The organism is Microterricola viridarii (genome assembly GCF_001542775.1).
GTDB lineage: Bacteria > Actinomycetota > Actinomycetes > Actinomycetales > Microbacteriaceae > Microterricola > Microterricola viridarii_A.
The window spans coordinates 3,465,134-3,476,764 of sequence record NZ_CP014145.1; the positions used below are offsets into that span (position 1 = coordinate 3,465,134).

The following is an 11,631-nucleotide window of genomic DNA, read 5'->3' on the forward strand; positions in this document are numbered from 1 at the left end:
GGCTCGGTGGATTCCGACCCCATCTCGTGAATTCTGGATCCAAAATCGGGCACTTTGAGCGTTTTTCGGATATCTTCAAGTCTCATGAGCGCACGTAATGCAATGCCAGCGTCAACTCAGGTGGCAGCGGGGGCCCCGGCCGGCGACGGCGGGGCGGCTGCACTGCAGCAACTCGCGGGTCGATACGCGACGGGATACCGCTCCGTGAGCGTGATGGCCTACGACATCTTGAAGGACGCGATCCTCAGCGGGGCGCTGCTGCCCGGCCAGAAGCTGCGCCAAGAGACCCTCGCAGAACTGATCGGCGTCTCGCGACTGCCGGTTCGATCGGCGCTCATCCAGCTTGAGGCCGATGGCCTCGTCGAGTTCCACGACCGGCGCGGGGCCGTCGTGAAGTCGCTCTCTGTGGCGCAGGCCGAAGAGGTCTACAACATTCGTGTGCTTCTCGAGGTTGAGGCGTTACGGCTCACGATGGCCGAGCTCACCGACGCGCGTGTCGCCCGCCTGCGTCAGCTCGGCAAGGTCGCCGACACGAAGCAGGAGGGTGCCGAGTTCGTTGACGCCCGCACCGAGTTCTACGGCGAGCTCTACGACGCCGACAAGCGCCCCGTGCTGTGGGAGATGATCGAGCAGCTGCGTCTCAAGGTCGGGCGCTACGTGCTCGGGTGGCGCCTGGTCGGCGATGCAGAGCACAGCCACACGCACGGGCAGCTGATCGAGGCCGTTGCGTCTGGTGATGTCGACCGTGCGACCGGCGTGCTTCGCGACCACCTCATCGGGGTGCGCGATGCCGTGCTCGAACTTCTCGAGGCCGAAGCGGCCGTCGAAGTGGTTCCGCCGCGCCCCTCCATGTGACCGTCGGAGCTCGCGGGAGCCAATCCCGGCGAGGCTCTTGCATTTTGGATCCAGAATCCGAAAGAATGAGCGTGCGACGCCGCAGCTCCCAGACTGAGCGTCGGCAGGATTCACGTTCACCGGCCCACGGCCGACTTTGAGGCGAGAGGATGGAACCGTGTCAGTTCGCATCGGGTACGCCGCCATGCTCGAGCAGTTCCCGCCGGCCGAGGCGGTCTCGCTCGCCGCTTTCGCTGAAGAACGCGGATTCAGCGGCGTCATGGCCTCCGACCACTTCCAGCCGTGGATTCCCCAGCAGGGCGAATCGTCGTTCGTCTGGAGCGTGCTCGCCGCGCTCGGTGAGCGCACTGCCGGCGACATCGGCCCCGGCGTGACCACCCCCACCTTCCGTTGGCACCCCGCCATGGTCGCCCAGGCCAGCGCCACCCTCGCCTCGATGTACCCCGGCCGCCACTGGCTCGGCATCGGCTCCGGCGAGGCGCTCAACGAGCACGTCGTCGGCGCCTACTGGCCAGAGGCCCACGAGCGCATCAACCGCATGTTCGAGGCGGTCGACGTGATCAAGAAACTCTTCACGGCATCGATCGCCGGCCGCGAGGTGCGCCACATCGGCCCCCACTTCAAGATGGAGACCACGCGACTCTGGACGATGCCGCCCGTCGCCCCCGAGATCTACATTGCGACGCAGGGGCCGGTGACCGCGAAGCGTGCCGGCCGCCAGGCCGACGGCATCATCACGACCGGGGCTGACGACGAGCGACTGCGTGTGCTGCTCGCGAAGTTCGATGAGGGAGCCCGCGAGGGCCACCGCGACCCCTCCAAGCTCACCCGCGTGCTGCAACTGCACCTCTCGTGGGCGCCCACCGACGAGCAGGCGATGCGCAACGCCCTCACCGAATGGCCGATCGCCGGCATGCGATTCGGGCGCAGCGACATCCGCTCGCCCTTCGAGTTCGAGCAGCTCGCGCGCACGGTGCGCCCCGCCGATTTCGAGGGCCGCATGACTGTCTCGAGCGACCTCGACGTGCACCGCGCGCACATTCAGCGCTGCATCGACCTGGGATTCGACCGCATCTACCTGCACAACGTCGGGCGCAACCAACGCGAATGGCTCGAGGCCTTCGGGCGTGACGTGCTGCCGAGGCTCGAACGATGACCGCGCAGAGCAGGCAGCCTGTGCCGGACACGGATGTCGCGACCATCGCCGTGCGGGCCCTGGCCGGTATCGGCGAGATCAGCGCCGGCGACGACCTCGTGGCCGTGATCCTCGAGGCCGCAGCAGGCTCGGGCGCGCTGCACGACGGCGACATCCTCGTGGTGACCTCCAAGATCGTCTCCAAAGCCGAGGGGCGCATCGTGCACGCGGCCGACCGCGAGCAGGCGATCACCGCGGAGACCGTGCGGGTCGTCGCGACCCGTGCCCACGACAACGGCATCACCCGCATCGTCGAGAACCGGCAGGGCATGGTCGCCGCCGCCGCCGGAGTCGACGCCTCCAACACCCCTGACGGCACCGTGCTGCTGCTGCCGCTCGACCCGGACGACTCGGCCCGACGCCTCGCCGCGGGGCTCCGCGAGCGCACCGGCCTGCGTCTCGGCGTGCTGCTCTCCGACACGCTCGGCCGCCCGTGGCGCGAGGGCCAGACCGACGTCGCGATCGGAGCGGCGGGCGTGCAGGTCGTCGACGACCTGCGCGGCGGCACCGACACCCAGGGCCGAGAACTCACCGTCACCATGGCCTGCCTCGCCGACGAGCTCGCCGGCGCCGGCGACCTCGTGAAGGGCAAGGCCCGCGGATGCCCCGTCGCCGTCGTCTCGGGCCTCGGGCATCTGGTGGGCGCCCTCGATCTTCCCGGTGCGCGCAGCATCGTTCGCGCGTCGGACCGCGACCTCTTCCGCCTCGGCACCGACGAGGCGATCGACGTCGGCCGCACCGAGGGGCGCCAACAGGGATTCCGCCAGGGCCGGGCAGCCGGGCACGCGGAGGGCTACGCCTCCGGCTATGCGGAGGGGCGTGCCGCGGCGCGCGCCGAAGCGCTCATGGCCCGGAAGGCCCGCGCGGCCAGGCGGGCGGCCGCCGCGGCCGGCTCCGCTGGCCCGACCCGCCTCGAGGCGCCGGACGCGCTGCACGGATTCGCCGAGGCACGCTGATGCTGACCTACGACGTCGTGATCCCGGTGAAGCCGCTCATCGACGCCAAGACGCGACTCTCGCCGGCGGTCGACCCCACCGCACGCGCCGCGCTCGCGCGCGCATTCGCACTCGACACCATCACCGCCGCGCTCGCGGCACCTCGGGTGGCTCGCGTCGTCGTCGTGGGGGATCTGAGCGGCCACCTCGACGAGCTGCCAGACGGAGTCGTGGTCGTCGCCGAACCCGAGCCACGTTCCCTCGCCAGCGCGGTGCGGCACGGCATCGCCGAGGCACGGCGCACGTCCACACCCGAGCCCAGCGATGCCTCCGGCCGCAGCCACCGCGGAATCGCGGTGCTGCTCGGCGATCTTCCTGCGCTCACCGCCGCGGCGTTGGGGGCTGCACTCGACGCCGCGTCGCGGCATCCGCTCGCTTTCATGCCCGACTCCGACGGCACTGGCACCACGCTCGCGACGGCCGGCGCGCACACCCGGCTCGAGCCGGCCTTCGGCACCGACTCGGCCGCGCGACACCGCGCCCTCGGCTTCCGCGACCTCTCGCACGAGGTGCCCGCGCAGCTCGCCCGCTTCGTGCGCCGCGACGTCGACACGGTCGAGGCGCTCGACGGCGCCCTGCGGCTCGGCGTCGGCACGCACACCGCAGAAGCCGTCGCCGAATTCGCCGACGGCGCCCTGGGCCGCAGCCGCCCGGAAGCCGGCGCGCAGGCAATCCGTTCCGAAAACACAACCGCGTCACTCGACTCCACCAGAAAGGGAGCAGCATGACCCTCACCCTTGGATACAAGGCCAGCGCAGAACAGTTCGACCCCCGCGAGCTCGTCGAGATCGCCGTCGCCGCCGAAGCACACGGCATGGAGTCCGTCTTCGTGAGCGACCACTTCCAGCCCTGGCGGCACACGGGCGGGCACGCGCCCTTCTCGCTGACCTGGATGGCCGCGGTCGGCGAGCGCACCTCGACGATCAAGATCGGCACCTCGGTGATGACGCCGACGTTCCGCTACAACCCGGCCGTGATCGCCCAGGCGTTCGCCTCGATGGGCTGCCTGTACCCGGGCCGCATCATTCTCGGCATCGGTTCGGGCGAGGCTCTCAACGAGGTCGCCACCGGCTTCCAGGGCGCCGGCGAACAGGTCTGGCCCGAGTTCCGCGAACGGTACGCGCGCCTGCGCGAGTCGGTGCGCCTGATGCGCGAACTGTGGGAGGGTGACCGCGTCAGCTTCGACGGCGAGTACTACTCGACGCACGACGCGTCGATCTACGACCGGCCAGAGGGCGGCATCCCGATCTACATCGCCGCGGGCGGCCCGCAGGTCGCAAAGTACGCCGGCCGTGCCGGTGACGGCTTCATCTGCACCTCGGGCAAGGGTGCCGAGCTCTACGTCGACCAGCTCATGCCCGCCGTGCGCGAAGGCCTCGAGGCGCGCACCGACGGCCGCACGTTCGACGAGTACGACCGCATGATCGAGATCAAGCTCTCGTATGAGGAGACCGAGGAGGCCGCGCTCGACAACACGCGCTTCTGGTCGCCGCTCTCGCTCTCGAAGGAGCAGAAGCACGACATCACCGACCCGGTCGAGATGGAGAAGGCCGCCGACGCGCTGCCGATCGAGCAGATCGCCAAGCGCTGGATCGTGGGGACCGACCCTGACGTCGTCGCCGAGGCCATCGGCCAGTACATCGACTGGGGCTTCAACCACCTCGTGTTCCACGCGCCGGGGCACGACCAGCGCCGCTTCCTGATGCTGTTCGAGCGCGACATCGCGCCGCGGCTCCGGGCGCGCGCCGCCAAGTAGCCCGCTGGTCGGCACGACCTCGCGCAGTGCTCCCCGATCCAACGATCGGGGAGCACTGCGCGTTCGGCGCGGGCGCGGCCGGATGACGCGGCCGCATGACGTGGCCGGAGCACGCGGGCGGACGGCGTGGCCGCGCCACCGGCTCACTGGCTCGGCGTAGCGAGCCCGGTGAAGGCGATGATCGGTCTCCCGGTCTGCGGGTGTTCCAGCACGGTCGCCCAGACGCCCCAGACGCGCGCGATGAGCTCGCTCGTCAAGACCTCGGCGGGGTCGCCGGATGCCACCACCCGGCCGTCGGCCAACACCACAACGTGATCGGCGAACAGCGCCGCGAGATTCAGGTCGTGCAGCGCGGCGAGCACGGTCGGCGCGGGGCCGCCCCCGGCACCCCCGCGGGCCGCGACCTCGCGGAGCAGGATGAGGGTGCCGAGCTGCGCCCGGACGTCCAGGTGGTTGGTCGGCTCGTCGAGCAGCAGCAGCTCGGGCTCCTGGGCGAGTGCGCGCGCGAGGTTCACGCGTTGCCGCTCACCGCCAGAGAGGGTGTCGTACGGGCGGTCGGAGAAGGCGACGAGTTCGGTGTCGGCGAGGCAGCGATCGACCACGGCGTGGTCGCGGGCCTCTGGCAGCCCCCAGATGCCGAGGTGTGGGGTGCGCCCCAGGGCGACCACCTCGCGCACGGTCAGGTTCGGGGCGTCGCGCACCTCCTGCTCGGCGAGGGCGATGCGGCGGGCACGGTCGCGGCGGCGGAGCTTTCCGATGTCGCGACCGCCCAGGTGCACGGCGCCGGAATCCGCGCGGTCGAGGCCGGCGATGAGGTGCAACAGGGTCGACTTGCCGGCGCCGTTCGGGCCGAGCAGCGCGCTCACCGAGCCGGCGGGGGCGGTGATGTCGACGCCGTCAACCACCAGGCGCCCGGCGCGGGTGAAGGCGAGGCGTGAGGCGCCGAGCCCGGCCGACTCGGGGCGCGTCACGGCATCCGTTCGTGCCTCGTGCTCGATGCGGGTCATGAGAGACTCCTCGATCGAAGCAGCAGCACCGCGAAGACGGGGCCGCCGATGAGCGCGGTGAGAATGCCCACCGGCAGTTCGCGCGGGTCGAACAGGGTGCGGGCGCCGGTGTCGGCCCAGATCAGGAACAGGGCACCGGCGAGGGCCGAGAGCGGCAGCAGTGCGCGGTGCCGGGACCCCACGAGCAGCCGCACGGCGTGCGGCAGGATCAGCCCGACGAACCCGATTGAGCCGCTCACGGCCACGAGGGCGCCGGTGAGCAGCGCGGTGCCGGTGAGCAGCAGTGCGCGGCTGCGGCCGACGTCGATGCCGAGCGCAGCGGCCGCGGTGTCGCCGAACGCGAAGGCGTCGAGGGTGCGGGCGCTCGCCAGCAGCGGCACGCCCACGATCAGCAGCGCGCCGCCCGCGAGCCACACGGAGCCCCAGTCGGTGCCGGCGAGGGAGCCGAGCAGCCAGTTGAGGATCTCGCGGTAGCTGTCGCCCGTCGCGCTCCAGAAGATGATGAGGCTCGTGATCGCACCGAACACGCTCGAGACCGCGAGGCCGGCGAGCACGGTGCGGGTCGGGGTGAGCGCGCCAGCGGCCCTGGCGAGGCCGAGGGTGGCGATGAGAGCAGCGAGGGCGCCCGCGAAGGCGGCGAGCGGCAGCACGAGCGAGGCGCCGAGCACGATCACGATGACGGCGCCGACCGAGGCGCCAGACGAGAGCCCGAGCAGGTAGGGGTCGGCGAGCGGGTTGCGGGTGAGCGCCTGCATGACGGCGCCGCAGAGGGCGAGGCCGGCGCCGACCGCCGCGGCGGTGAGCACGCGCGGCATGCGCAACTCCCACACGATTCCGTCGCGGATCGTCGAGAGCGTCGGCTCGCCGAAGCCGAGATGCGCGCCAATGCTCGCGAAGACGTCGGTGGGGGCCAGCCCGGCCGGCCCGATCGTGACGGCGATGATGATGGATCCCACGACCGCCACCGCGAGCAGCGCCGTCCAGGCCGCGACCCGCCCGCTCCCCGCGCGACTCCCGCGGCTGGCCGGGCCGGCCGAACCGAGAACGGCAGAACGCACGCCGGAGCGGTCGGAAACACCTGTTTCCGCCGTCGCGTCCGCGTGGCCCCCCGTCCTCGGTTCGATGCTCACAGTCCGAGCGCTCCCAGCTGCTTGACGATCGACTCAACGGCGCCGACGTTGCGCACGCCGGCCTCGGTCGACGGGAAGTCGAGCACGACGTAGCGCCGCTGCTGCACCGCAGGCAGCGCCGCCGTCGCGGGGTTCGACTCGAGCTGCGCGATCTTGGCGTCTGCGGTGTTCCAGGCGGCGTCGACGAGCACGATCACGTCGGGGTTGGCGTCGACGATGGCCTCCCAGCTCATCGACGTCCAGGTGTCGTGCACGTCCTTGCCGATGTTGTCCAGGCCAGCGGCGCCCATGATCATCTGCGGTGCGCCGATGCCGGCGCCGACGTAGGGCGTCTCGTCGCCCGAGCTGTACCAGAGTGCCCGGAGGCCCTCGTCGTTCGGAACGACGGCGTCGAGCGCAGCCTGCTGGCCCGCGACGAGCCTGGCCGCGACATCCGGCACGCCGAAGATGTCTCCGGCCTCGACGAACTCGCGGAACACCTCGTCGAAGTTGAGCGGGTCGGGCTTGTAGCCCTCGCCCTTGCACGCGGCGGGCGCCACGTAGCTGGCGACGCCGAGCTTGGCGAGATCCGCCCGTTCGCCGGCACCCTCTGCCGACAGGTTCGACTCCCAGCCGGCGAAGACGAAGTCGGGTTCGAGGGCGAGCGTGGCCTCCTGCGACGGCACCTTGTCGCTGACGACGTCGATGCCGGATGCCGCCTCCGTGAACTGTTCGGGAACCGGGCCGTCGCTGAACGCCGAGCCGATGATCCGGTCGCCGAGCCCGAGGGCGAGCATGAGTTCGAGGGTCGACGACTTGATCGTGAGCACACGCTCGGGTGCGGCGTCGAGGGTGAGCTTGGTGCCGCAATTGTCGACGGTGAGCGGGTAGCCCGTGCCTCCGGCGGCCTCCTCGCTGGCATCGGTCGGGTCGGCGGCGGTGGCCGCGGCGTCGGCGGTGGCGCAGCCGGAAAGCAGGAGCAGGGCGATCGGCAGGGCGGCCAGCGCTGCAGCGTTGCGCGTGGGGCGGCGGGCGCTGCGAGAGCTGTTGGGGTGGCGAATGGGCATGGTTCCTCCGGGACGGTGTGGAGCGGACTTCGACAGGTGTCAACGACTCACGGCCCAATCCCGGGCCATCACAACCGATCAAGCGAGACCGGCGGTCGAGTTCATCCTAGGGCGCTGATGGATTTCAAATCAATACTGGATTCTGGATCCAAGATACGCAATGATGTGAGCGCGGGCCACTTCGGAGTATCCGAGTCCGGGTCTTCAGGTGCAGGTTCACCTGGCCGTCTCGAGGTCCGCGCATCGCCAGCGTCGACGAGATCCGAGAGGACCCGCATCACATGAAGACCACGAACCTCGAGTTCACGAGTGAGGGAGATCGCCTCTCGGCGATCTGGCGCACGCCCGACACCCCCGGCCCGTACCGCGCCATCGTGCAGGGTCCCGGCTGGCTCGGCCTCAAAGACGCGAAGCTCTACGTTCGCTACCACGAGGCGCTCGTCGAAGCCGGATTCGCCGTCCTCATCTTCGATTACCGGGGCTTCGGCGACTCTGAGGGCGACCGCGGCATCCTCTCGCCGGCCCGCCAGCTGCAGGACCTCGTGAACGCGGTCACCTATCTGACCACCCGCGACGACGTCATCGCCGACGCGATCGGCGTCTTCGGCACCGGTGGGACGGGCGGCGGCAACGCCGTGCTGCTCGCCGACGCAGACCCGCGCATCAAGGCGGCCGTCAGCCAGGTGCCCGTCGCCGACGGTACCGACTGGCTGCACCGCATGCGCCAGGAGCACGAATGGCTCGCGTTCCTCGCGAGCCTCGACGAAGACCGCAAGCTGCGCGTCTCCACCGGCGTCGGCCGCCTCGTGCACCCGCGTGAAGAGATCATGGTGCCGACGCCAGAGCGCCGCGCCACGACGATCAAGGCCGACGTCGACGACCGCATCCCCAGCGCGATCCCGCTCTCCTGCGCCGAGGAGATCCTGACCTACCGCCCGCTGGCCGCCGCCGAGCGCCTCACCACGCCGCTGCTCGTGATCGGCGTCGAGGGCGACGCGACCACGCCCACCGACCACGCCGAGGCCCTCTACGCCGCGGCGAAGGGGCCGAAGCAGCTCATCATGCAGCGGCACACCACCCACTACGCGGCCTACGACCGCTACTGGGAGCAGACCACCCCGCGCATCGTCGACTGGCTGGACCGCCATGTGCGCCCGAGCGACGTCGTCGTTCGCACCACCGAATCGCCCGAAGCGGGCGAGACCATCGAATACACGGAGGCAGGACTGTGAGCATTGACCTGAGAATCAGTGGCGGCACCGTCGTCACCCCGAGCGGCCCCATCGCCGGAGACCTGCTCGTGCACGACGGCAAGGTCGCGGGCGTCGTCGCACGTGACGTCGCCGTCGACGCGAGCCGCACGATCGACGCCTCTGGCCGTCTCGTGCTGCCCGGCATGGTCGACGTGCACGTGCACACCCGCGAGCCCGGGTACGAGCACAAGGACGACATCTTCACCACCAGCCGCCAGGCCGCGGCCGGCGGCGTGACCACCATGTTCGGCATGCCGAACCTGAAGCCGCCGACAGTCGACGTCGCGAGCCTGACCGACGTCTTCGAGCGCTACACGAGCTCGTCGATCGTCGACTGGAACCACAACCCGGCGCCGACCCAGTTCGACGACATCGTTCCGATGGCCGAGATGGGCATCAACGCGTTCAAGATCTACATGGTTGTCGACACGGGCCGTGACTACCCGCACCCCTCCGGCACCGGCATCCACGACCACGGCCACCTGCTGCAGATCATGGATCAGATCGCCCCCACCGGCAAACGATTCATCATCCACCCGCACGACCAGAAGCTCATGGACTACATCGAGGGCGCCGTGCTCGCCAGCGGCGACAACACCCCGGAGGGCTACGCCTCGGCATACGCGGCCCGCGAGGGCGTCATCTGGGACACGGCGATCGACGTCGTGCTCCGCCTCGCCGAGGCATCCGGATGCCCGGTGCACATCGCGCACATCCAGACGCGCCGCTCGATCGAGGCCGTGCGCCGCGCGAAGGCCAATGGCGTCGACGTCACCTGCGAGGTCAACCACTGGGCGCCCTTCCTCTCGACCTGGGAAGACGTGCAGACGCTCGGCCCGTACGCACTCTCCTACTGGGTGCCGGACGAGAACCGCGCCGCGATCTGGGAGGGCATGCGTGATGGCACCATCGACGTCGCGAGCTCCGACCACGCGCCGCACACCCGCGAGGAGAAGGAGATCGGCTGGACGCAGATGTGGAGCGCCCACACCGGCACTCCCGGCATCCAGTACTACTACGAGCTCATGCTTGACGCCGTGAACCGCGGCGAGCTCACGCTCGAGCGCGTGGTCGAGATGGTGGCCCAGGTCCCGTCCGAGAAGTTCGGGCTCGCGGGCATCAAGGGCACCCTCGAGGTCGGTGCCGACGCCGACATCGTGATCGCCGACATGGCGCACGAATGGACCATCACCGACGACGACGTGCTGTCGAAGATCGGCTGGACACCGTACAACGGGCGCACCATCAGCACCCGCATCGAGCGCACCCTGGTGCGCGGAACCGACGTCTACGTCGACGGCGTTGTCGTCGGCGAGCCCGGGTATGGAAAGCTCGCGGCCGCTCCGGCCGCACGCACGGCCGAACTGGCCGCAACGGAAGGGAAGTGAACATGAAATTCGGTCTGCTGCTGCCGCACTTCGGCGAACACGCCAGCAAGGACAAGCTGCTCGAGGGCTCCAAGCGCGCTGAGGAACTCGGCTTCGACTCGGTCTGGGTGCGCGACCACCTCGTCTTCGAGCCGCACGGCGAGATGGAGAAGCCGAACCGCACGTTCTACGACGCGCTCACGACGCTCACCGCGATCGGTGCCGTCACCGACAAGCTGGAGCTCGGCACCGGTTCGCTCATCCCGTTCCGCCACCCGCTCGTGACCGCGCTCATGGCCGGCACGATGACCCAGCTGCTCGGCCCGCGCCTCATCCTCGGATTCGGCGCCGGCACCTTCGACCACGAGTTCGAGGCGATCGGCTGGGGTGACAAGGACCGCGTCGAGTTGGTGCGCTCCAATGCCGAGATCCTCAAGCGGGTCTTCACCGAGAACGACGTCACCTACGACGACGGCATCTTCAACTTCGAGAACGTCACGATCGAGCCGAAGCCGGTCGGCGGCAGCGTTCCGTTCTGGTACTGCGGTGCAACACCGCGTTCGGCCCGCCTCGCGGCGGAATTCGCCGACGGCTGGATGCCCGGACGCATCTCGCTCGCATCGATCGAGAAGCGCATGGGCGTCATGAAGGAGATGACGGATGTCTCTGGCCGCCCGATGCCGAAGGTCGGTGTGATCCCGCCCACCTCGATCGAGGCGACGCGCAAGGAGGCGCTCAAGGACGTCAACGTTCCCGGTCTGCTCGCCTGGGCCAACAAGGCCAAGTTCGCGGTCAAACCGCCGTCGGGTACCTTCGAGACAGTCGAAGACCTCGAAGGGCAGCTGATCGTCGGCAACCCCGACGAAGCGGTGGAGGAGATCAAGAAGTTCCAGGCGACCGGGGTCGACCACCTCGTCTTCGACTTCCGTTTCAAGTTCGACCGGTTCTTCGAACAGATCGAACTGCTCGGCAACGAAGTACTGCCCAAGCTCCGCTGACGCGAAGCCGAAGCAGGGTGATGCCGGTG

Annotated in this window: 10 protein-coding genes and 1 pseudogene; 8 read left to right on the forward strand and 3 right to left on the reverse strand. The window is 69.8% G+C overall.

The window, feature by feature from the left end; translation table 11 throughout:
- Positions 1-102: 102 nt before the first annotated feature.
- From AWU67_RS15840 to fgd, 5 genes and pseudogenes are all read left to right on the forward strand, one after another.
- On the forward strand, positions 103-855 hold the full coding sequence (locus tag AWU67_RS15840; RefSeq protein ID WP_160329777.1) for a GntR family transcriptional regulator: 753 nt from the start codon (positions 103-105) through the stop codon (positions 853-855).
- A gap of 184 nt (positions 856-1,039) precedes the next feature.
- Positions 1,040-2,011: a TIGR03557 family F420-dependent LLM class oxidoreductase gene (locus tag AWU67_RS15845; protein WP_067231306.1), complete on the forward strand. Its 972-nt coding sequence runs from the start codon at positions 1,040-1,042 to the stop codon at positions 2,009-2,011.
- A pseudogene (cofE, locus tag AWU67_RS15850) lies at positions 2,008-2,799 on the forward strand (coenzyme F420-0:L-glutamate ligase); the annotation flags it as partial. The gene AWU67_RS15845 and the pseudogene cofE, both read left to right, overlap by 4 nt.
- Positions 2,800-3,005: 206 nt before the next feature.
- A complete protein-coding gene (gene cofC, locus AWU67_RS15855) occupies positions 3,006-3,773 on the forward strand; it encodes a 2-phospho-L-lactate guanylyltransferase (protein WP_067231308.1) in 768 nt (255 codons plus the stop codon).
- Positions 3,770-4,801, forward strand: a complete 1,032-nt coding sequence (fgd, locus tag AWU67_RS15860; RefSeq protein ID WP_067231311.1) for a glucose-6-phosphate dehydrogenase (coenzyme-F420) — start codon at positions 3,770-3,772, stop codon at positions 4,799-4,801. The genes cofC and fgd overlap by 4 nt, the downstream gene beginning before the upstream one ends.
- Positions 4,802-4,944: 143 nt before the next feature.
- Here fgd and AWU67_RS15865 read toward each other — a convergent pair whose 3' ends face one another.
- From AWU67_RS15865 to AWU67_RS15875, 3 genes are all read right to left on the reverse strand, one after another.
- Positions 4,945-5,808, reverse strand: coding sequence for a putative F420-0 ABC transporter ATP-binding protein (locus AWU67_RS15865; RefSeq protein ID WP_082717081.1), 864 nt, complete (start codon positions 5,806-5,808; stop codon positions 4,945-4,947).
- A complete protein-coding gene (locus AWU67_RS15870) occupies positions 5,805-6,866 on the reverse strand; it encodes a putative F420-0 ABC transporter permease subunit (protein ID WP_082717212.1) in 1,062 nt (353 codons plus the stop codon). Before AWU67_RS15870 ends, AWU67_RS15865 begins: the two co-directional genes overlap by 4 nt.
- Positions 6,867-6,934: 68 nt before the next feature.
- Positions 6,935-7,984: a putative F420-0 ABC transporter substrate-binding protein gene (locus AWU67_RS15875; RefSeq protein ID WP_067231313.1), complete on the reverse strand. Its 1,050-nt coding sequence runs from the start codon at positions 7,982-7,984 to the stop codon at positions 6,935-6,937.
- A 281-nt stretch (positions 7,985-8,265) separates the two neighbouring features.
- Between AWU67_RS15875 and AWU67_RS15880 the strand changes: the two genes are divergently transcribed.
- Genes AWU67_RS15880 through AWU67_RS15890 form a run of 3 tightly spaced genes read left to right on the forward strand, consistent with a single transcriptional unit; the run spans position 8,266 to position 11,602 of the window.
- Positions 8,266-9,216, forward strand: a complete 951-nt coding sequence (locus tag AWU67_RS15880) for an alpha/beta hydrolase (protein ID WP_067231316.1) — start codon at positions 8,266-8,268, stop codon at positions 9,214-9,216.
- A complete protein-coding gene (locus tag AWU67_RS15885; protein ID WP_082717082.1) occupies positions 9,213-10,625 on the forward strand; it encodes a dihydroorotase in 1,413 nt (470 codons plus the stop codon). The genes AWU67_RS15880 and AWU67_RS15885 overlap by 4 nt, the downstream gene beginning before the upstream one ends.
- Positions 10,626-10,627: 2 nt before the next feature.
- Entirely contained in the window at positions 10,628-11,602 is a 975-nt protein-coding gene (locus tag AWU67_RS15890; protein ID WP_067231320.1) for an LLM class flavin-dependent oxidoreductase, read from the forward strand.
- The last annotated feature ends 29 nt before the right edge of the window (positions 11,603-11,631 follow it).